Below are 19,598 nucleotides of genomic sequence, written 5' to 3'. Positions count from 1 at the left end.
TGAAGGGGTTTATTTTAACAGTGGTCTGGAGTTAGGGGCAAACATCATCTGCCCCTGGCGCGCTTATTTATCCAGTAAGTTGTACTTTTTTAAGATGCCTCTCAGCTGATGGTAGCTAAGCCCGAGCAGCTCCGCCGTCTTCTTCTGGTTGTATTGCCCCGATTCCAGCGCCTTCTTAAGCAGCATGATCTCCTGCTGCTCGCAGTGCTCTTTAAAGTCCAGCGGGAAGCTGATATCTAAGCCCTTAGCCTTGCTCGTTGATTCGGTAGCGGGCGTCGCAGGGCTCTCCTGTTCAGCGATCGGCTCACTCTGCACCTGGCGGGACTTGGTCTTGACGCGGTTGGTCGGCCTATAAGGGGAAGCAAAGGGATCTATGATAATGCTGTCGATCGGTTCTTCCAGATCCGTATTACGGTAGACGGCGCGCTCGACCACGTTCTTCAACTCACGGATATTGCCTGGCCAGTGATAATCCAGTAATTGGTCGATGGCATTGCGACTAAAGCCGTCAAATTGTGGCTGTTTCAGCTGGCGAGCCATGCCGATGGCGAAATATTCGGCCAGGGGCATAATATCTTCCGGGCGATGACGCAGCGGAGGCAGGGTGATCACATCAAATGCGAGGCGGTCGAGCAGGTCGGCCCTAAATTCGCCGGCTTCGGCCAGTGAGGGCAGATCTTCGTTGGCGGCGCACACCAGGCGCACATCTGTCTGTACCGTCTTGCTGCCCCCCACACGTTCAAACTCGCCATATTCGATGACGCGCAGCAGCTTCTCTTGGATCAACCCAGAGGTGTTGGCGAGCTCGTCTAAAAACAGAGTGCCACCATCGGCGCGCTCGAACCGTCCTTCATGCTTCTTGTTGGCGCCGGTGAAGGCGCCCGCATCATGACCGAAGAGCTCGCTCTCTAATAGATTTTCACTGAGGGATGAACAATTTAGCTTAATAAAGCTTTGATCCCAGCGCTTGGAGAGATAATGTAAGCGCTCGGCGATCAACTCTTTACCGGTTCCGCGCTCGCCAATAATTAAGACTGGCTTAGATAAGGGTGCAATTTTTGAAACGTGCTCAAGGACTTCCAGTAGAGCGTTCGACTGACCTATGAGGTTGTCTTGTTGAAATTGATTGGCCACTTTATTTTTTAGTCTTTCACGCTAATTATTGGTGAAAATTATAATATGTGCCCTGTGAATTAAAATAAAGAAAAAGTTATAAATATGTTTAACTGATTGTTTTTAATCGGTATAGTTAAGTTGGCACACTTAATGTATTAATCTAGGCGAAACCAACATAAATTTGAGGACAGTATTATGGGAATTTTCTCTCGCTTTGCAGATATTATTAACTCGAATATCAGCGCATTACTCGATAAAGCAGAAGATCCAGAAAAAATGGTTCGCCTGATCATCCAAGAGATGGAAGATACGTTAGTAGAAGTTCGTTCTACCTCAGCCAAGGTACTGGCAGAGAAGAAAGAGATCATTCGCCGTATCGCTAAGGTGCAGGAGCAGGTTCAGGATTGGCAAGACAAGGCGGAACTGGCATTGTCGAAAGACCGTGAAGATCTGGCCAAGGCCGCTCTGCTTGAAAAGCAAAAGGCCAGTGAGCTGGCAAGCACCCTAGAGCAAGAGCTAGTGGTTGTCGAAGAGCAGATCGCACGCCTGAAAGAGGAAGTGAACCTGCTGCAAGAGAAATTGGCCGATGCCAAGGCACGTCAGAAGACTATCATTATGCGTAAGCAGACTGCGTCTTCTCGCCTTGAGGTGAAGCGTCAGTTGGACTCTAGCAAGATTGACAATGCCATGAGCCGATTCGAGCAGTATGAGCGTCGTGTCGAAGGTCTTGAATCTCAGGTGGAAGCCTATGATCTGGGTAACCAGAAGACATTGAACGATGAATTCGCCGCGCTGGAAGCTGAAGATGCCGTTAGTGCAGAGCTAGAAGCCCTGAAGGCTAAGGTAAAAGCAGCGAAAGCCAAGAAACAGACTAAATAACAACAATTCTGAGGTGAGTTATGGATTTGGATTTATTAATAGCCCCAATTATTATCTTTATGGTAGTGGTGGCGCCCATCTGGCTGATACTGCACTATCGTAGCAAACGCCAAGTGAGCCAGGGACTCACTGAAGAAGAGTATGCTCAGCTAAATGAGCTAATCGGCAAAGCTGATAAAATGGCCCAACGCATAGAGACATTGGAAGCGATTTTAGATAGCGAGGCCCCGCAGTGGAGGAATCGAGATGAGCGAATCTAAGGGACGACCCTTATATCGAATCCCCGAGTCAGGCAAGATAGCTGGAGTATGCGCAGGGATAGCGGACTACTTCAACTTTGAAACCTGGTTGGTCAGAGTGGTCGCCGCATCGATATTTTTGCTTGGGGGATCTGGGGTTATTCTTATCATCTACGTACTACTCTGGATGATCTTGGATATCAAACCCGGCAGCGCAAAGAACAAGCAACAACACAAGGAGATCGAGGTGAAGAAGAAGGTATGGCAGGCAGGAGAGCCGGCTAAGGCTGCCTTAAGAGACGTCAACAACCAGTTCCGCGATTTAGAACTCAGGTTGCAGCATCTTGAAAGGCACGTCACCTCAGATAGCTTCGATCTTAAACAACAGATCAACAATCTTTAAATCCTTTCAATGGGCGGTGTATACCGCCCTTAGCCGTATTAAGATAAGAAGTCTTTAACCCTAAAGCTCTTAGCCATAAAGCCCTTAGCCAATAGTAAAAGCAAATGATGAATTCATTTAACCGCTCACTTCGTCAACTCGGCCATCACTCCAAGTCACTGGTTAAACGCACCACGGACAATCATGTTCGTCTGGCGGTGACAGGCTTATCGGGCGCGGGCAAAACCGCCTTCATTACCGGACTGGTCAATCAACTGCTGCATGCCGGTGTCGGTCAGCGCCATAATGCGTTGTCGCTGCTGCAGGTCTCCCGTGAGGGGCGCCTACATGGAGTGAAACGTGCGCTACAGCCGGATCTGACCATAGCGAGTTTCGACTATGAAGGCGCCATGAGCGCCTTGTGTGGCGAGACGCCTACCTGGCCACAATCGACCCGTACCATCAGTGAATTGCGCCTGGCCATTCGCTATCAGCCTTCGGCAGGACTTAGGGCGAAATTTACCGACAGCGCGACGCTTTTTTTGGACATAGTGGATTACCCCGGCGAGTGGCTGCTGGACTTGCCTATGCTCAAGCTGAGTTTCAAGGCCTGGTGCCAGGTGCAGGCGCGCCGCGATGCCGTGTTGTCTCAGAGCGCCCATTATCAGGCGTTCGTAGCGGCTTGTCGGGAGCTGGACCTCAAGCAAAGTGCCGACGAGCTCAAGTTAAAGCAGATAGCCAGCCTATATCAGGCCTTGCTGGTAGATTTAGTGGAACAGCAAGGCTTCTATCATGCTCAGCCCGGGCGCATGTTGCTGCCTGGGGAGCTTGCAGATACCCCCATCCTGGCATTCTTTCCGCTGCTGCATCTGAGCGAGGCCGAGCTGGACGCCGCTGAAGAGAGTTCAAAGCATTCCTACTATCAGGTATTGAAGCAGCGCTACCACAGCTATGTTAGCCAGGTGGTGAAACCCTTCTATCGTGACTATTTTGCCAAGTTCGACCGCCAACTGGTGCTGGTCGACTGCCTGACGCCGCTCAATTGCGGCAAGGCTCAGTTTGATGATATGACGGGGGCGCTCGATGCCATCATGGAGAGTTTTCATTTCGGGCAATCGAATCTGCTGAGACGCTTGTTTGCCCCGCGAATTGACAAGCTCTTGTTTGCCGCCAGCAAGGTCGATCACATCACCCGGGACCAGCAGGGCAATGTGTTGTCGCTCTTGTCTCATCTGGTGAAGCGCAGTCAGCAACACGCCCAGTTTGAAGGCTGTGAAGTCGAGGTGATGGCGATCAGTGCCATCAAGGCGACTCAGCACGGCATGGTGCAGAGCCAGGGGAAATCGGTCGAGGTGGTGAAGGGGATAGAGCTTGCATCAAACCAAGAGGTGACTATGTTCCCCGGCGAAGTCCCCACTCACTTACCTGGTGGCGATTTCTGGCAGCGACAAGGGTTCGAGTTTGTTGATTTTGCCCCGCCGCGACTGGCCGAGTCTGGCCATCAGGCGCAGTTTGAGCACATACGCCTGGATCACCTATTGCAATTTTTGCTCGGCGACAAGCTGAGTTAAATCGGGCATTTGGGTGTAGAGAGCTAGTTGTTTGAAAACTAGCTGTTAGAAAGCATGCATTGCAAAGAGGGCACCGAAAAGCGTTATGAGTAAAGCCGATATGCAGATTGAAAAGAAGCAAGTGTTCGAGCCAGAGCAGGCGTTAAGCGTTACCGAGCTTAAGGCGGTAGAGCGCTTCGATGACCAGGTGGTGTTTGAGGATGCTGAGAGAGGTGAACTCGACGAAGCGGCGCTCCAGGCGCTGGTGCCTGAGCTTGACGGCATCGTTAGCAAGTCGCCATCTGGCGCGCGTCGGCGATCATGGTCATGGCTTGCCAAGGCGTCCTTACTCGGGATTGGCAGTATCTTACTAGTGGAGCTCGGGTTGACCCTAAGGGATGCGTGGGCGCAGAGCCCTTGGCTGTTTGGTCTCTATGGTAGCGTGACTGCCATCGTGAGTCTGTGGGCTATCACCCTAGGCGTGAAGGAGTGGCGCCAACTGCGCAGGCTAAGGGCGGTAGAAGAGGCCCAGGCGGTGAGTGAGCGCTTATCTCAGAGCATGCAGAGGGGCGAGGCGGACAGGTTTATCGACAGACTCATCTCGAATCTGCCAGAAGATATTGACACCAATAGTTATTATCGCCTGGTGCACGAGGAGCATAACGACGCCGAACGCCTGATACTGTTCGAGAGCAGCGTGCTGCCGCAGGTCGATGCCAAGGCGAAGAAACTAGTGCATCGCTATGCTAGCGAATCGGCACTCCTGTTGGCGGCCAGTCCTATCGCCGTGCTTGATATGGCAATCATCCTCTGGCGCAATCAGAAGATGATAGCAGAGCTGGCGCGCTGCTACGGTATAGAGCTGGGCTACTGGAGCCGCATCAAGCTTATCCGGTCGGTGATCACTAACATCATCTACGCCGGCACCAGCGAGATTGTTACCGACATAGGGACTCAGCTGTTTTCGCTGGAGATGTCAGGCAAGATTTCTGCCAGACTGGCACAGGGGCTGGGCGGCGGCCTGCTCACGGCGCGCCTGGGCTATCAGACCATGCGACTGTGCCGCCCCGTGGTGTTTACCCCAGACTCCCGACCTAAGTTGAGTAAGATACACACGGCCCTGCTTGGCGAGTTGAAAGACTTCTCCATTAACGTCTTAGGTAAAACAACTGTTCGTAACAAAGATTTTACATCCAAATAGGAGATAATTTCTCGAGACAGGTTTACTCCGCGTCCCGAAACTGGGCAAGTTAATGCATCGCTGCCACGCTAAACCAATAAATATAAGCCAACAATAATAGGCAGCGAGTATGACGGAGAAAGTGTATGCAAGATAAATGGAAACTTGCCACTCAGGTGATCCATGCAGGGCATGAGGCCAATCAGCATGGCGCCTTGGTATCCCCTTTGGTGCAAAGCGCCACCTTTACCTTTGAGACAGTCGAGCAGGGCGGTGATTGCTTTGCCGGCGAACAACAAGGCTATATCTACACTCGCCTTGGTAATCCCACTACGGCAGAACTAGAACGTAAGATGGCGGTGCTGGAAGGCAGCGAAGCCGCTGCTGCGACCGCATCCGGCATGGCGGCGGTATCTGCGGCCCTGCTGACCAATTTAAGCCAAGGCGATCACCTGGTCGCTTCCAAGGCTGTCTATGGCTGTACCTTTGCTTTGATGACGGAGCAGTTTAAGCGCTTTGGCATAGAGGTGACCCTGGTGGATTTCTGCGAAGTCGCCAACATAGCTCAGGCCATTCGCCCCAACACTAAGGCGCTGTTTTGCGAGACGCCTGTTAATCCACATCTTGATGTCTATGATCTTGAGGCAATCGCGGCGCTGGCCAAAGAACATCAGCTGGTGAGTATCGTCGATAACACCTTCATGACGCCGCTGTTGCAGCGCCCGCTGAGTATGGGGATCGACATGGTGATCCACAGCGCGACTAAGTATCTCAACGGTCATGGTGACGTGATTGCCGGTATCGTCTGCGGCACTGAGGAGATGATCACTAAGGTGAAACTCGAGGTGCTTAAGGATATCGGCGGGGTGATCTCCCCGCACGATGCCTGGTTGATCCTAAGAGGGCTTAAGACCTTAGATGTGAGACTGGCGCGCCACTGCGATAACGCCGAGCGGGTCGCCGACTATCTCGAGCAGCATCCTGAGGTGGCCAGAGTCTACTATCCTGGCCTCAAGGGGCATTCTGGGCATGCTTTGCTGTGTAAACAGATGCGCCGAGCCGGCGGCGTGGTGGCCTTCGAACTTAAAGGCAGTTTCGACACTGCCAAGGCATTCGCTAATAGGCTCAAGCTGTTTAAAATCGCTGTCAGCTTGGGGGACGCAGAGTCTTTGATCCAGCATCCCGCCTCGATGACACATTCGCCCTATTCGCCAGAGGCGAGAAGGGATGCCGGCATAGGTGATACCCTGCTGAGGATCTCTCTGGGCCTTGAAGATAGCGAGGATATCATTGCCGATCTGGCCCAAGCCTTCGAGGCTTAGAGCGAGAGCTAATTCGACGACTAATTTGACGATAAATTGGGAAACTAACGTCTTGAGTGTTATGTGAGCCGTTAAATCGGACGAATATAAAAGCCTGCAGTTGCAGGCTTTTGTGTTCTAGATGGTCCAGAACAGATGGGCGATCACATAGAGCGCCAACATACTTATGAAGTTGATGATCACCCCGGCGCGCATCATCTCCGATTGCTTGATAAAGCCAGAGCCGTAAACGATGGCGTTTGGCGGTGTAGCGACCGGCAACATGAAGGCGCAGGACGCGGCGATACCTATGAGCACAGAGAGCATCACAGGTGACAGGCCAAGTGCCTCGGCGATGGCGGCAAATACCGGCACCAGGAGGGCGGCGCTGGCGGTGTTACTGGCAAATTCGGTAAGCATCACCACAAAGAAGATCACCGCAAAGGTAAACAGGGCCATATGGGTGTTGCCGAAGATATCTGTGACCCAGTGGGCCAGGAAGACGCTAGTGCCCGTGGTTTTGAGGATGGCGCTGAGCGTGAGGCCGCCACCGAAGAGGATCAGCACGCCCCAGTCAGTGGTTTTCTCAATCTTCTTCCAGTCAACCAGGCCAAGCCCGGCGAGCATGACGACTGAGCCCAGTGCCACTATGGTATCGAACTGCTTAATTCCCCCCAGTGCGGTGGAGATAGGCTTGCTGAAGATCCAGCAGCACACAGTGGTAAGGAAGATAAGCAAGGTGAGTTTACCCTGTAGGGCGAGATGTTCGTTGCTCTTGGGGATCTCACACACCACATTGAGATTGGGCTTTAGGTAGATATAGAGAGCAATCAACATGCTAGGCAGCATGAGGGCCACGGTAAGCAGGCCAAACTCTAGCCAGTCGGCGAAACTCAGGCCGACCTGGGCTGCGGCGATCGCGTTCGGCGGGCTGCCCACTAGGGTGCCTATGCCGCCAATGTTGGCCGAGTAGGCGATGCCCAGCAGCATGAAGAGATAGGTGCTTCTGTGCTCCTTGAAATCCAGTTGCCTGAGGATCCCAAGGGCCAGAGGCAGCATCATGGCCGCCGTGGCCGTGTTGCTGATCCACATGGAGAGTAGCGCTGTGATCCCAAACAGCAACATGCAGGCGATGCTGAGTTTGCCCTTGGAGGCGGTCAATACCTTTTGGGCGATGCGTCTATCAATGCCCTGATGGTTGAGGGCCGCAGCCAGCACGAAGCCACCGAAGAAGAGATAGATGATAGGGTTGGCGAAGTTGCTCATGGCCGCCTTGGTTTCAAAAACCCCTAGCAAGACGCCCATGATAGGGATCAGTATGGCGGTGACGCTGATGTGAATCGCTTCGGTCAGCCAGAGTACGGCGGCGAAGACGAGAATAGCGATGCCGGTATTCACCCCTGGCTCGAAAGGCAGGAAGTTATAGAGCAAGGCGAACAGCACTATATCGCCAAACAGAATCGGCAAGTTGGTTTGGGCTGCCTGCTTTGGCGGTGCGGCGAGCGCCTCTTGTGTGGTGTCGAGGGACATAGGGGTTCCTTAATTATTATTTTGGCGCTCTACACTAGCCTAGCGGTTGCGGGGCGCAACTAAATTTTTTCTGTGGCAAAACTACATTTCATACTTTTTCTAGTGTGATTCAGATCGCTTTTTTGTGGCTGTTTGGCGTGTAGGTCACGCAGTGGTGACGTCTGACGATCAATTTTTTTTACGGCGGCTGGGTAACGGGGCGCTAATTAATAACAGACTGAAATAAATTAATATAATTTATTTTGTGATCCATCTCTCGCCGCGGTTAGGACTCTGTGTTCGTTGGTCACGAATTGGCGAAATTTTTGAAGCTGTTCTATGTTTTCGAGGTGGCCGAGGAAAATGGATTGTTGGCCATGAACAGCATAAGGATATTTAAGGAGAGCCCCAATGAAGAACCTACTTTTAGCTGCGTTCGTCGTAGCGTCATTTTCCCTCTTTCCCGCGCTGGCTGCCGAACAGGTTTCGATACCTGCCGACACGGCCCAGGCGAGCCTAAGCCAGGTTAATATCAATACCGCAAGCGCCCAGGAGCTGACTCAGCTCAAGGGGATTGGTGAAGCTAAGGCGTTGGCCATAGTCGAGTACCGAGATGCTCACGGTAAATTCAACAGCATTGAAGAATTAACTCAGGTAAAGGGTATCGGCCCTAAGGTGATCGAACAGAACAAGGCGATATTGGCCCTGTAGACACCCTGAACGTCGATGGAATTTGGCCCGCACTCGCGGGCTTTTGTTTATAGAATGGGCAGTTGGGCCTGTTCTGGCGATTACTCTTGGTTATTGACTTGATTGCCGGGCTGCCATAGTAGATAATGCTCGCCGTCTTAAGGATTTAATTGCTTGAGAATCTATGGTGACCCTAGGGTCCCCCCGCAATGATAACTTGTGAACTCGGCCAGGCCCGGAAGGGAGCAACCGCAGCAGGCGACTCATGTGCCGGGGTGTTGGCTCTAGGGGAACCTCCAATCCCAACTATTATCAACGAGTTAACTCAGAAATACCTCAGGTGATACACTTGGTGGTACACTCGATGATAAATAGTCTACCTAAAAGTTCTCCTTATCTGTTTCAATCTCGTCCATACATCAGTCATTTGGTTTGCGTGAGTGTCGTGCTCTAGGCTCAGCTACTTTGGGCTTAGCTACCAATGGTTTAGCAAGGTATTCTGCCCATTTATTCTGGCTATTTCTTCTGGGGAAGTGTGATAGCAGAAAGTAGCTCACCACCAGAGAAAGTTTCCGGCGGTTGGTTTTGCTTATGACGGCAACCCACGAAGACTGTCTGGTATTTCCCCTGGGCTAATCCGTCTAAGTCTGCTCTTCCGGGAGTTTTGACTTTAAGAAGGCGCGCGATTTTTCCAGTGCGGTCTGGATCTCTTCCTTCATCTGCTTGAGTTCGTTGTAGTCTTCGAAGAAATAGGTATCCACCAGATGACGTATATAGCGCACCGGCAGTTGGTTTAGGGTCACGCAGCAGAGATCGGCTAGATAGTCTTCGGGTAGCTCGTCAAATAATCCTTCATCAGACAGTAACTCCATCAACAGCACTTCGTAATAATTGCGAATTTCCAGTTGCATAGGTCTCTCCCTCAGGCTCCGTTGTGGTTTAACTAAGCATAATCTAGTTTGCTACCATATGGCATGAGCGGCAATAAAAACTTGTGCGTGGCGCTCTGCGAGCACCTCTATCTCCTTGCTATAACCTCCGCCGACGACGCAGGCGATGGGAATGCCGGCTGCCTTAGCGTTGTCCAGCACCAGCCTGTCCCTTTGGTAGATCCCTTCTGTGGTGATATTGAGATGGCCTAGCCTGTCGGCCTGATGCACATCGACCCCGGCATCATAAATAATCAGATCCGGCTTATAGAGGCGAATAGCGAGCGCTAAGGTTTGAGCGACAGCCTCGAGATATTCCTCATCACCGATGCCGCGGCTCAACTCCAGATCGAGATCTGAGGTCTGTTTGCGGGCGGGGAAGTTTTCCTGGCAGTGAATGGAGCAGGTGTAGAGATTGTCATAGGCCTGGCCCATGGCGGCGGTACCGTCGCCCTGATGCACGTCGCAGTCGAAGATGAGCACTGTCTCTATGCCTTCCAGGCTCTGGGCATGCAGGGCGTCGGAGATCAGGTCGTTAAATACGCAGTAGCCGCTGCCGAACTGATAGTGAGCGTGGTGATAACCGCCGCTCAGTTGCAGGGCAACGCCATGTCTAACTGCCAGCTCACAGGCAAGATGGCTGCCGCCGACAGAGTTTAGTGTCCGCCGAGTCAATCGCTCGCTAAGGGGAAATCCCAGTCGGCGCACCGCCTTGTCGGGCAGACGCTGCTCGATAAACTGCATGACATAGTCGGGACAATGGATCGATTTCAGCCACTCTAGGCTGACCGCCTCGGGGGAGTGAAATGCGGCCGGGTCGACTATCTGTCTGTCCAGCAGGTATTGGTAGAGCGCCTGGTATTTAGTAATGGGAAATCTGTGGTGGTGGGGTAACGCCAGCTGTGAATAGCTGGCGTGATAGACAAGTGGAACCATCTAAAAGTTACAGCTGTTTGATTGCCCAGCTCATAAACTCTTTACGTGTCTTGTCGTCTGCATGTAGCCACCAGTATTGCAACATCTGCTGAGCATGATCGGCATCGCTAGCAGTTGGATTGGCCGGTAGCGTCGCGGGTAGGGTAACGGCTTCGACAGTACCAGTTGGTTGCACTGGCGCAGTTGCATGGGCGGCGACGGCTGTTCCTGTCGCGGCAGCGGCTGCTGTTTCGATATCCTGACCCGAGTTGCCGTTAAACAGCTTGCTGACGAAGCTGTCTTCAGTGAGCTCGGTGTGAGTCACCTTGTAGTTGACCGCGCCGCCATCGATACGGCTGATCACGACCGCTGGTGATTTGGCGAATGACTTGGGCTTCTTGATGATCTCGCCTTCGGCTGGCTGCAGGCGGTAATCATAGTCGCCGTCAACCGCCAGGGTCACGATGAAGGGAGATGATTTTACAAAGCTTTCGCTGTCGCTAAAGTCGTCTTGCACCATGTCATGGTAACGGATAGCGATTTTGTGCGTGCCTTGGCTTAGCTCAAGATCAGATTTGTGATTAAACAGGCTGCCTTCTACCTTCTTGCCGTCTAGGGCAAGGTATTCGAATGCCATGGGGATGGAGAGGTTGGCAGCCATTGCCGATGAGGCACCAAGCAGAGCGATTAAAGCGGTGATTGGCTTGATTGATTTCATTGTTGCTCCTTAACGATTCTGATGCTTGTATGGGCGTTCGAACGCCTGAATACGATCTTCTATATAGCTGATAGCTTGTCGGCACTTGCCTAGGCGGCGATGGACCAAAAGTATTTCATTTTGCAGTGCAATTTTGTCAGCACTATGACAGTTTTCAAGCTTAGATTGCAAATGCGCAATTTTTTGTTCAAAGGTGTGAACCCAGTTCATATGTTTGTTCAATTCTTCATAGAGCTGGTGGCTGTTATTCATCACGCCGGCCGCGATCCAACTAAATCCACTCTGGGCATGGCTCTTCTGTCGCCGTTTGCGCGCGTGGGCGATACGAGATGCCTTCTGCTGCTCGGCCGACTTTACCCCAAGCGCCGTGGTGTTCAACGCGCGCCTTAGGGCGGTAAACCTGTCCTGAATACCTTCGCAGGCCAGGGCGATGGTCGTCGCCGAAATATTGCCCTGGAGCAACTTCTCGAGCTGAGCAATCTTCTTACTGAGCTGATCTATGCAGGGGCCAAGCTGAGCACCCGCCTGATTAAACAGATTGTCGTTAAATCGCTCTGTATCTTGCAGCAGCTTCCGCTCGCCCTTAGGCAATAGGCTGTCGTGTTGCAGCACCTCTTGCTCTAACTGTTTCAGTTGGACTCGCAGGCGGTGGATAAGTTCATTTGTCTTCATGCCCAGGCTCCCCAGGCCAGATTAATGGCGATGAGTATCACTATGCTAATAAACAGGGGGCGAATAAAAGGCACACCAAACTTGATGGCGGTGCGGGCGCCGATGAATGAGCCAAGCATCATACACAGCCCCATCGACAGTCCGACCATCAGGTTCACCTGGCCTAATGCCAGAAACACACTCAGTGAGGTGAGGTTGCTGATCAGCGTCATGGCTCTGGCAAGGCCACAGCTATTGAGTACAGGCAGCTTATATTGAGACACGCTGCTGATGGTCCAGAAGGCGCCGGTCGCCGGGCCGGCAAATCCGTCGTAGAATCCAAGCGGTAACCCTTGGCGCCACTGCTTGAACTTCGAGGGCGGCTTTACCGGTGGCTCATAGGTGGGGCAGCCCATGGCATTGGGTTTTAGTAGCGTATAAAGTGCCACGGCGATGATAAATAGCGGTAGCCACTTCTCGAGCCATTGATTGTCGATGAGGTAGACCACAAAAGTGCCTATGACAGCGCCGATAAAGGTGGCAATGGAGGCGTGATACCAAAATCTGGGGGTGAAAAACTGCTTGCGATAGTAGGTGAAGGCCGCCATGGAGGAGCCGAAGCTGGCCGCCAACTTGTTAGTGCCCAGTGCCGTATGGGGTGGAATGCCTATGGTGAGCAGGGCCGGGATCGACAGCAGGCCACCGCCACCGGCGACGGCATCGATAAAACCTGCGATAAAGCCGGTCGCAGCCAGAATCGCCCAGCTACCTGGGTCGAGTAATAGATCCAATGGTTATCCTATTCGGTTGCTTTCTATTAGATTGCTTTCTATTCAATGACTTGACGAAAGGGAGGCAGGGCATCCAGTAGGGATTTGCCGTAGCGTTTGGTCACTAAACGGCGATCCAATATGGTGATTCTGCCATAATCCTCTTCTTTACGCAGTAATCTACCACAACTTTGGATCAGTTTACGCGAAGCATCTGGGATCGTCAGCTGCAAGAAGGGATTTCCTCCCTTTGCCTTAATGTATTCCGCGTGTGCCTGTTCCACCGGTGAGGTGGGCACGGCAAAGGGCAGTTTTGTGATGATCAGGTTCGTCAGGTAGTCGCCGGGAAGGTCGAGACCCTCAGAAAAACTGCCGGTACCGAAGATGATGCTGACCTCGCCGTTATCGCAGCGCTGCTTATGATCTTGCAGCAGCTGCTGACGGGAGGCTTCCCCTTGGATAAGCAGCGGCGACTTTATCTTGCTTCTGACCAGATCGGCCACCTTCTCCATCTGCCAGTAGGAGGCAAACAGTACCAGGGTCGCCATCTCACCGTCGATTAGGGTGAGGATCTGTTCCGCCAGCTCGTCGGTATAGCGATCGTCCGTAGGTTCGGTGCGCATCTTGGGCAGATACAGGGTGGCGTTCTGCTGGAAATCAAACGGACTGTCCATGGCCAGATAGCGACTGCCATCGTTGATAGAGAGTCCTACCTGATGGGTAAAGTGGTTGAAGTTATTAAGTGCCCTTAAAGTCGCGCTACAGAGCACCACGCCGGCGGCCTTCTCCCACAGCAGGGTTTCGAGCATATAACCCACCTCAATCGGCGAGACGTTAAACAGATAGTCGCTCTGCTTACCTACCAAATGCTCGACCCAGCGGGCCATGGGGGCGCCCTTGGCGCTGTCTTCCTTGGCCATCATCTTCCACAGCTTCTGCAGATTCTCCAGACGCTGCAACATGAAGCCAGTCTCACTCAGTAGCTGCTCCGACTGATGCTTAGGTAGCTCGCCATCCTTAATCGCCTCGTTGAGCAGCACCAGCATCTTATTAAATTGCTTGAGCGCGCTGCTCGACGCCGTGGCCAGGTTTTCCGCCAGCATGGTCAAGGCCGCCGGCAGCTTGCCGTGTTCGAAGCGGATGCGCCGCTCGGGGTTATCAAACTTCGCCGCCTGGCCGTCGCAATATTGGGCGACGCTGGTGAGCAGGCTGGTGAGATCGTTGATGTGATCTAGCATGGCCTGGGCTGGGGCGATGATGTTGTTGCTCTTGAGCTGGTTCTGCAGCTTGGCGCTGGTCTTGCCGACCTTTTCAAGCCAGTCGATGGCGCCCCTGAGGGTCGCTTGGGCGCTGGAAAAATCTCTGGCCACTATCGGCAGGTGATGGGCTTCGTCGATCACATAATAGAGCTCTTCCGGATCTGGCAGAATCACCCCGCCGCCCAGCTCGAGATCGGCAAACAGTAGGCTATGGTTGGCAATAAGTACGTCCCAGGTGTCTACGTCTTCACGGGCCTTATGGAAGGGGCAGTGTCTGTGGCTGGCGAGCTGTCTGTGGCAGCTGTGTTTATCACAGGCGATCTGCTGCCACAGGTGATCCGGCAGCTGCTGAGACAGTGTGTCTCGCTCGCCGTTCCAGCGTCCTTCGTGAAAGTCTTTCAGCAGGCCTTGTAAGAGCTCGACCTGGCTATGATCCGGCTTGGTCTGCCACATGGCCATCTGAGTGCCGTCATCGCCGCCGATCAGCATCTCAAGCTTAGAGAGACAGACATAGCGTTGACGTCCCTTTACCAGGCCGAAGGTGAAGTTGAGCCCTGATTGTTTGGAGAAGAAGGGCAGGTCCTTGTTGAGCAGCTGCTCCTGCAGAGCAACCGTGGCGGTGGCGATACAAACCTTCTTCTTGCTTGCCAACGCCAGTGGAATCGAACCTAAGATATAAGCCAGCGACTTACCTATGCCTGTGCCTGCCTCGACCACTATGATGCGTCTATGCTTGTCATATTCTCCGGCGAGTGTCTTGGAGATCTCGGCGACGATATAATTTTGTTCCCGACGCGATCTAAAGTTAGGCAGGGCGGCGGCAATCTCTTTGTAAATCGTTCGGATCTGGGTTTTAACGTCGGCAGATAACATGAAGGCTTAGTGCTGGCAAATAATGCTGTACATAATAACAGTGATTACATAGCCTAAGAAGAGTAGAAGTAAGGAATTCACGACTTATTTGTTGTCGTGTCACCTAATGTGTTGAAATTAATTGGATAATAGCCAGGCTTGCATGATTTAAACATCCCGCTGGTGAGCGTAAAAGGGCGGATCTTAACCCGTCACCACCAAGGCAGCGAATTACATTATTATCTTAGTACGGCCGAAGGGCCGGCTCGGGTCATTGTGCCCAATGCCGAGCGCATCTGTTTTTGTCGCACTCAGGATGAGTTGAGCCTTCTCGGCGGCAACCATGAGAGTGGGGTACGCAGCGAGGCGCTTAATCTGACCACCTTCGACGATGAGCCGGTCAGCGCCCTCTATTTCGCCAATAATCAAAGCTTTCGTCATCTAAGCCGTATCGCCACCGATAAGGGGATCTCCCTTTACGAGTCTGAACTCAGGGCCGAGCAGCGTTATCTCATCGAGCGTTACATCGCCTTGGACGTAGAGTTTATCGGCCGCTGGCAAAGCAGCCAAGCACTAGACACGCCAACGCTCATCGCCGAGCGGGCCAGACGCTGTGAGCTAGATGTTAATCGAGAAGTTAAGCTGGCTGTGGTCTCGCTAGATTTCGAATGTGCCATGGATGGTGAGCTTTTTAGCGTCGGGCTGTACGGCCAATCGGCCAGCGGCGAGCCCTATCAGCAGGTGATCATGGTGGGGGAGGCGTGTGACTCGCCGCCTGAGTATCTCGAGCTTGTGCCCAATGAGGCTGCGCTGATTAAGGCGCTGCTCGACTGGTTTAAGCTGCATGATCCCGACATCATCATAGGCTGGGCGGTTGTGACCTTCGACCTGGCGCTCTTGTATCGCAGGGCCAAGGTGCTCAATATTCCGCTGACGCTTGGCAGGCTAGGCACTCAGCTTTCCTGGCGTGTCGATAACAAATATCGACCGGAGACCTTAATCTTGCCTGGCCGTGTGGTGCTCGATGGCATCGACTGGCTCAAGGCGGCCTTCTATCAGTTTGACAGTTTTAGCCTGGAATCTGTCGCCAGAGAGCTACTCGGCGAGGGGAAGGCGATTCACAACGTCAGTCACCGCGCCGAGGAGATAGCGACCCTGTTTCGTGAGGATAAGGCGGCGCTGGCCCATTACAATATTACCGACTGTCGCCTGGTGTGGGAGATCTTTGCCAAAACCGATTTGCTGGCCTTTGTGATGGAGCGTTCGCGTCTAACCGGCTTGGAGCTTGGCCGCGTCGGCGCCTCGGTGGCGGCGTTTAATAATCTTTATCTGCCCCATCTGCACCGCGCTGGCTATGTGGCCCCCAGTGTGCCGGTCAGCGATGGCATAGAGAGCCCCGGCGGCTATGTGATGGATTCCAAACCCGGTCTCTATCAACATATATTGGTGCTCGATTTTAAGAGCCTGTACCCGTCGATCATCAGAACGTTTCTAATTGACCCCAAGGGGCTGGTGGAAGGATTAAAAGCAGGGGCTAATGCTGGGGTAAGGGGAGCAAATGAAGGCAATGATACCGTGCCTGGCTTTTTGGGCGCCCAGTTTAGCCGCAACTCGCCCATTCTGCCTGAGCTTATCGCTAGCCTGTCTGCCAAGCGCGAGGAAGCCAAGCGCGAAGCCAATGCCCCCCTGTCGCAGGCGATAAAGATCATCATGAACTCACTATACGGCGTGCTGGGGTCTCGCGGCTGCGTATTCCATGATGCGCGCCTGGCAAGCTCAATTACCCTTAGGGGTCATGAGATCATGAAGCAGACCAAGCAATGGATTGAGGCGCTGGACTTGACCGTTATCTATGGCGATACTGACTCTACCTTCGTGCATATCTCCTCGCCCGAGCGTGTCGGTGATATCGATGCCTTTGCCAGGGAGCTGGTGGCATCCATCAACGAGAAATGGCGACTCAAGCTCAAGCAGGAGTTTCAGTTAGATTGTTATCTCGAGCTTGAATATGAGCGACATTTCGAGCAGTTCTTCATGCCGACACTGCGTGGCTCTACCGAAGGCTCCAAGAAGCGTTATGTTGGCGCCTACCTGCAGGAGGACCAAAGCCTCAAGCTGGTGTTTAAGGGGATGGAGCAGGTGAGGAGTGACTGGAGCCCCTTGGCGCGGGAGGTGCAGGCCGAGCTCTATTATCGACTGTTTGCCAAGCAGGATGTGCTTGGCTATTTGAAACAAATTGTGGATGCGCTGCAGCGGGGAGAACTCGACGACAAGCTGATTTTTTCTAAACGCCTCAGGCGCAATATCGAAGACTATACCGCCAAGTCATCACCCCATGTGAAGGCGGCGACTCTTTGGTGTCAACGAAGTGGCGATGACAGTCATGGCAAGCGGGGCGAAAAAATAAGCTATCTGATGACACAAAACGGCGCAGAACCTGTACAGCATCTACTCGGAAAGATCGATTATCAGTATTATCTGGATAAACAGATCGCCCCCATTTCTGATCCCATACTTTCAATTTTAAACACTAGTTTCAATAATCTTGTGGCCAAGCAAATGTCGTTAATTTAGTTGTTTTCTGGTTGTTGAGATAGTGATGAGTTGTTAACGTTTGGTGTAAAGTCTGAGTTTTCTGGAATTCTTTAGTTAACTTGGTGAAAAATAGCGCCGTTATTGTGATATTCGTCTTTGAGGGAATGCTAATCTTTTGCTAGTCTTTAGCTGAAATTGGAACGAAATAAAACAACGGAATGTCGCACAATAAGATAAAGCAAACTGAACATAACAAAAGGTTAGACTAACAGATGAAGAAGAGTGTAATAGCAACAGCGTTAGCGGCTGTCATTTTTGTCCCCGCTGCATCCGCTATCGAAATCTATAAAGACGATAAAAATGCGGTAGAAATTGGTGGTTTTATTGATGCCCGTGTTATTAACACTCAAGGTTCAACTGAAGTGGTTAACGGTGCGTCACGGATCAATTTTGGTTTCACCCGTGAGATGAGCGACGGCTGGAAGGCGTTCACTAAGCTGGAGTGGGGTGTTAACCCATTCGGTAACAGCGAAATCGTTTACAGCAGTGAGAGTAACTTCGAATCTAAGAGCGGTGACTTTCTTAACAATCGTCTAGGTTATGTCGGTATCGCCCACGATCTTTATGGTAGCCTGACCATAGGTAAGCAGTGGGGTGCTTGGTATGATGTGGTTTACAACACTAACTACGGTTTCGTATGGGACGGTAACGCTGCCGGTGTTTACACCTATAACAAGGCAGATGGTGCGGTAAACGGTGTGGGTCGTGGTGACAAGATCGTTCAGTACCGTAACAGCGTAGGTGACTTGAGCTTTGCGGTTCAGGCGCAGCTAAAGAACGATAAGTTCTATACCTGTGAATATGATCCTAACCTGTCTACCGACTGTAAAGAGCGTTGGGACAGCCAAGATCCTGTCTTAGATTCAGAAGAAGTTAAGTACAACTACACCTATGGCGCGTCTGCGACCTATCAGGTTAACGACAAGCTTTCTGTCTCTGCTGGTATCAACCGTGGTGAGTTTGATGTCACCTTCAGAAAGACCTCAGAGCAGATCACCGCAATCGACGTGATCTACGGTATGGGTGTGACCTGGGGTAACTGGGACGCCGACGGTTTCTATGGCGCGGCTAACTTTAACAAGAACGAGAACCACGATACCGATAACCTGGGTCGTCTGATCAAGGATTCGTACGGTGTCGAAACACTGTTCTCTTACAAGTTTGATAACGGTTTCCGTCCTTTTGTTTCTTACAACATCTTAGACGCGGGTAAGGACTATGTGATCCAGCCTAACAACGTTGACCCTAACTCTTCGTTCAAGCGTCAGTTCGTGGTTGTTGGTCTGCACTATGTGTGGGATGCCAACACAGTGCTTTATGTTGAAGGCCGTAAAGACTTCAGTAAGTTTGAAGGTGCCGATGCTGAAGCCCAGGCTAAATTCGAAGAAGACGGTATAGCCATAGGTATTCGTTACACTCTGTAATACGCCTTGTCATTACGAGTGAAAGTCTGAACAATTCAATGAAAAGCGCCTAATAGGCGCTTTTTTATTACCTTTCTAAAATCCCAATTCTTATCCATTGATGGCGAGTGATGACCCTGCCATAAGCTACTCTATTTATTCTGCTCGACTGGTTTTTCACACTAATATTTGAGTGTCTATCAAGAGTCGAAGCTAGGTCTCATTGCCTGGCTCGAGGCTAGTCTCTATCTGCGCCTAGTCTAGTCTTAGTAGGATCTGGGTCTAACCTTAGTCCTTACCTTGTTTTATCTTAACTACCCCTAATGCTGCCGAATTTGCCTTATGTGAGAGGTATTGCGATTTAATCTCTAACAGCAGGTTAATTTGTAATCAATTCTTTACGTACGGTTGCTGATTTTACCCAATTGACAGCGTGATTTTACAATTAAGCTTCTTTGTTACAACTACTGATATTTAACATCTTGTCGATCATTGGTTTGATGAATCGCTAATTAATAGCCCACCTAAATTAGTTTTATCTGTAATCAGTGTCCGTATGTCAAAATACTATATCTCATTGGTTTTGTGGGGTTTATTTATAACTCCTCTCTGTTCGCAATACTTTGTTGCGGCAATTTTTGCCCTAAATCGTCGACTTGC

General features: G+C 51.7%; 17 protein-coding genes and 1 other RNA gene. 10 read left to right on the top strand and 8 right to left on the bottom strand.

From position 1 onward, the window contains the following. Positions 1–63: 63 nt before the first annotated feature. Positions 64–1,134 carry a phage shock protein operon transcriptional activator gene (pspF, locus tag K0H80_RS12745; protein WP_220071817.1) on the bottom strand — a complete coding sequence of 357 codons (1,071 nt, stop codon included), beginning with the start codon at positions 1,132–1,134 and terminating at the stop codon, positions 64–66. Positions 1,135–1,311: 177 nt separating this feature from the next. Here pspF and pspA point away from each other — a divergent pair, with 177 nt between their 5' ends. From pspA to megL, 6 genes are all read left to right on the top strand, one after another. After that, positions 1,312–1,995, top strand: a complete 684-nt coding sequence (gene pspA / locus K0H80_RS12740) for a phage shock protein PspA (RefSeq protein WP_011866293.1) — start codon at positions 1,312–1,314, stop codon at positions 1,993–1,995. Positions 1,996–2,015: 20 nt separating this feature from the next. After that, complete coding sequence (gene pspB, locus K0H80_RS12735) at positions 2,016–2,255, top strand: envelope stress response membrane protein PspB (RefSeq protein WP_011866292.1); 240 nt, start codon at positions 2,016–2,018, stop codon at positions 2,253–2,255. Then, positions 2,242–2,637, top strand: coding sequence for an envelope stress response membrane protein PspC (pspC, locus tag K0H80_RS12730; protein ID WP_144200503.1), 396 nt, complete (start codon positions 2,242–2,244; stop codon positions 2,635–2,637). Before pspB ends, pspC begins: the two co-directional genes overlap by 14 nt. A 107-nt stretch (positions 2,638–2,744) precedes the next feature. Beyond that, entirely contained in the window at positions 2,745–4,187 is a 1,443-nt protein-coding gene (locus tag K0H80_RS12725; protein ID WP_220073980.1) for a YcjX family GTP-binding protein, read from the top strand. Between the two features lie 85 nt (positions 4,188–4,272). Beyond that, on the top strand, positions 4,273–5,367 hold the full coding sequence (locus K0H80_RS12720) for a TIGR01620 family protein (protein ID WP_220071816.1): 1,095 nt from the start codon (positions 4,273–4,275) through the stop codon (positions 5,365–5,367). Between the two features lie 125 nt (positions 5,368–5,492). Further along, entirely contained in the window at positions 5,493–6,668 is a 1,176-nt protein-coding gene (megL, locus tag K0H80_RS12715) for a methionine gamma-lyase (RefSeq protein WP_220071815.1), read from the top strand. 117 nt (positions 6,669–6,785) lie between these two features. On the opposite strand, the gene K0H80_RS12710 is transcribed toward megL, so the two are convergent. Next, entirely contained in the window at positions 6,786–8,177 is a 1,392-nt protein-coding gene (locus tag K0H80_RS12710; RefSeq protein WP_144200510.1) for a DASS family sodium-coupled anion symporter, read from the bottom strand. A 390-nt stretch (positions 8,178–8,567) separates the two neighbouring features. On the opposite strand from K0H80_RS12710, the gene K0H80_RS12705 reads away from it, so the two are divergent. Further along, positions 8,568–8,867, top strand: coding sequence for a ComEA family DNA-binding protein (locus tag K0H80_RS12705; RefSeq protein ID WP_220042842.1), 300 nt, complete (start codon positions 8,568–8,570; stop codon positions 8,865–8,867). Positions 8,868–9,039: 172 nt separating this feature from the next. Beyond that, positions 9,040–9,137: signal recognition particle sRNA small type (ffs, locus tag K0H80_RS12700), an RNA gene on the top strand. A 350-nt stretch (positions 9,138–9,487) separates the two neighbouring features. Here the strand turns inward: ffs and K0H80_RS12695 are convergent. Genes K0H80_RS12695 through dinG form a run of 6 tightly spaced genes read right to left on the bottom strand, consistent with a single transcriptional unit; the run spans position 9,488 to position 14,961 of the window. Beyond that, complete coding sequence (locus K0H80_RS12695) at positions 9,488–9,757, bottom strand: late competence development ComFB family protein (protein WP_220042841.1); 270 nt, start codon at positions 9,755–9,757, stop codon at positions 9,488–9,490. Between the two features lie 51 nt (positions 9,758–9,808). Beyond that, the gene (locus K0H80_RS12690; protein WP_220071814.1) at positions 9,809–10,711 is read right to left on the bottom strand and encodes a histone deacetylase family protein; all 903 of its coding nucleotides are present in this window, start codon (positions 10,709–10,711) and stop codon (positions 9,809–9,811) included. A 7-nt stretch (positions 10,712–10,718) separates the two neighbouring features. Next, positions 10,719–11,408 carry a DUF2057 domain-containing protein gene (locus tag K0H80_RS12685; protein WP_220071813.1) on the bottom strand — a complete coding sequence of 230 codons (690 nt, stop codon included), beginning with the start codon at positions 11,406–11,408 and terminating at the stop codon, positions 10,719–10,721. Positions 11,409–11,417: 9 nt separating this feature from the next. Beyond that, positions 11,418–12,080, bottom strand: a complete 663-nt coding sequence (locus K0H80_RS12680; RefSeq protein ID WP_220071812.1) for a primosomal replication protein — start codon at positions 12,078–12,080, stop codon at positions 11,418–11,420. Beyond that, complete coding sequence (locus K0H80_RS12675; protein ID WP_220071811.1) at positions 12,077–12,850, bottom strand: sulfite exporter TauE/SafE family protein; 774 nt, start codon at positions 12,848–12,850, stop codon at positions 12,077–12,079. The genes K0H80_RS12680 and K0H80_RS12675 overlap by 4 nt, the downstream gene beginning before the upstream one ends. A 38-nt stretch (positions 12,851–12,888) precedes the next feature. Next, positions 12,889–14,961 (bottom strand): ATP-dependent DNA helicase DinG, encoded by a 2,073-nt coding sequence (dinG, locus tag K0H80_RS12670; RefSeq protein ID WP_220042836.1) that lies wholly within the window; start codon positions 14,959–14,961, stop codon positions 12,889–12,891. Between the two features lie 138 nt (positions 14,962–15,099). On the opposite strand from dinG, the gene K0H80_RS12665 reads away from it, so the two are divergent. After that, a complete protein-coding gene (locus K0H80_RS12665; protein WP_286670252.1) occupies positions 15,100–17,514 on the top strand; it encodes a DNA polymerase II in 2,415 nt (804 codons plus the stop codon). Between the two features lie 233 nt (positions 17,515–17,747). Then, complete coding sequence (locus K0H80_RS12660; RefSeq protein ID WP_011866278.1) at positions 17,748–18,959, top strand: porin; 1,212 nt, start codon at positions 17,748–17,750, stop codon at positions 18,957–18,959. The last annotated feature ends 639 nt before the right edge of the window (positions 18,960–19,598 follow it).

This window comes from Shewanella aegiceratis, assembly GCF_019457495.1.
Lineage (GTDB): Bacteria > Pseudomonadota > Gammaproteobacteria > Enterobacterales > Shewanellaceae > Shewanella > Shewanella loihica.
This window is presented reverse-complemented; position numbering and strand designations above follow the sequence as displayed.

Excerpts from the sequence above, each read along its gene's own strand:
- pspA (WP_011866293.1), top strand. The coding sequence starts at position 1,312 with ATGGGAATTTTCTCTCGCTTTGCAGATATTATTAACTCGAATATCAGC.
- pspB (WP_011866292.1), top strand. The coding sequence starts at position 2,016 with ATGGATTTGGATTTATTAATAGCCCCAATTATTATCTTTATGGTAGTG.
- pspC (WP_144200503.1), top strand. The coding sequence starts at position 2,242 with ATGAGCGAATCTAAGGGACGACCCTTATATCGAATCCCCGAGTCAGGC.
- K0H80_RS12725 (WP_220073980.1), top strand. The coding sequence starts at position 2,745 with ATGAATTCATTTAACCGCTCACTTCGTCAACTCGGCCATCACTCCAAG.
- K0H80_RS12720 (WP_220071816.1), top strand. The coding sequence starts at position 4,273 with ATGAGTAAAGCCGATATGCAGATTGAAAAGAAGCAAGTGTTCGAGCCA.
- megL (WP_220071815.1), top strand. The coding sequence starts at position 5,493 with ATGCAAGATAAATGGAAACTTGCCACTCAGGTGATCCATGCAGGGCAT.
- K0H80_RS12710 (WP_144200510.1), bottom strand. The coding sequence starts at position 8,177 with ATGTCCCTCGACACCACACAAGAGGCGCTCGCCGCACCGCCAAAGCAG.
- K0H80_RS12705 (WP_220042842.1), top strand. The coding sequence starts at position 8,568 with ATGAAGAACCTACTTTTAGCTGCGTTCGTCGTAGCGTCATTTTCCCTC.
- K0H80_RS12695 (WP_220042841.1), bottom strand. The coding sequence starts at position 9,757 with ATGCAACTGGAAATTCGCAATTATTACGAAGTGCTGTTGATGGAGTTA.
- K0H80_RS12690 (WP_220071814.1), bottom strand. The coding sequence starts at position 10,711 with ATGGTTCCACTTGTCTATCACGCCAGCTATTCACAGCTGGCGTTACCC.
- K0H80_RS12685 (WP_220071813.1), bottom strand. The coding sequence starts at position 11,408 with ATGAAATCAATCAAGCCAATCACCGCTTTAATCGCTCTGCTTGGTGCC.
- K0H80_RS12680 (WP_220071812.1), bottom strand. The coding sequence starts at position 12,080 with ATGAAGACAAATGAACTTATCCACCGCCTGCGAGTCCAACTGAAACAG.
- dinG (WP_220042836.1), bottom strand. The coding sequence starts at position 14,961 with ATGTTATCTGCCGACGTTAAAACCCAGATCCGAACGATTTACAAAGAG.
- K0H80_RS12660 (WP_011866278.1), top strand. The coding sequence starts at position 17,748 with ATGAAGAAGAGTGTAATAGCAACAGCGTTAGCGGCTGTCATTTTTGTC.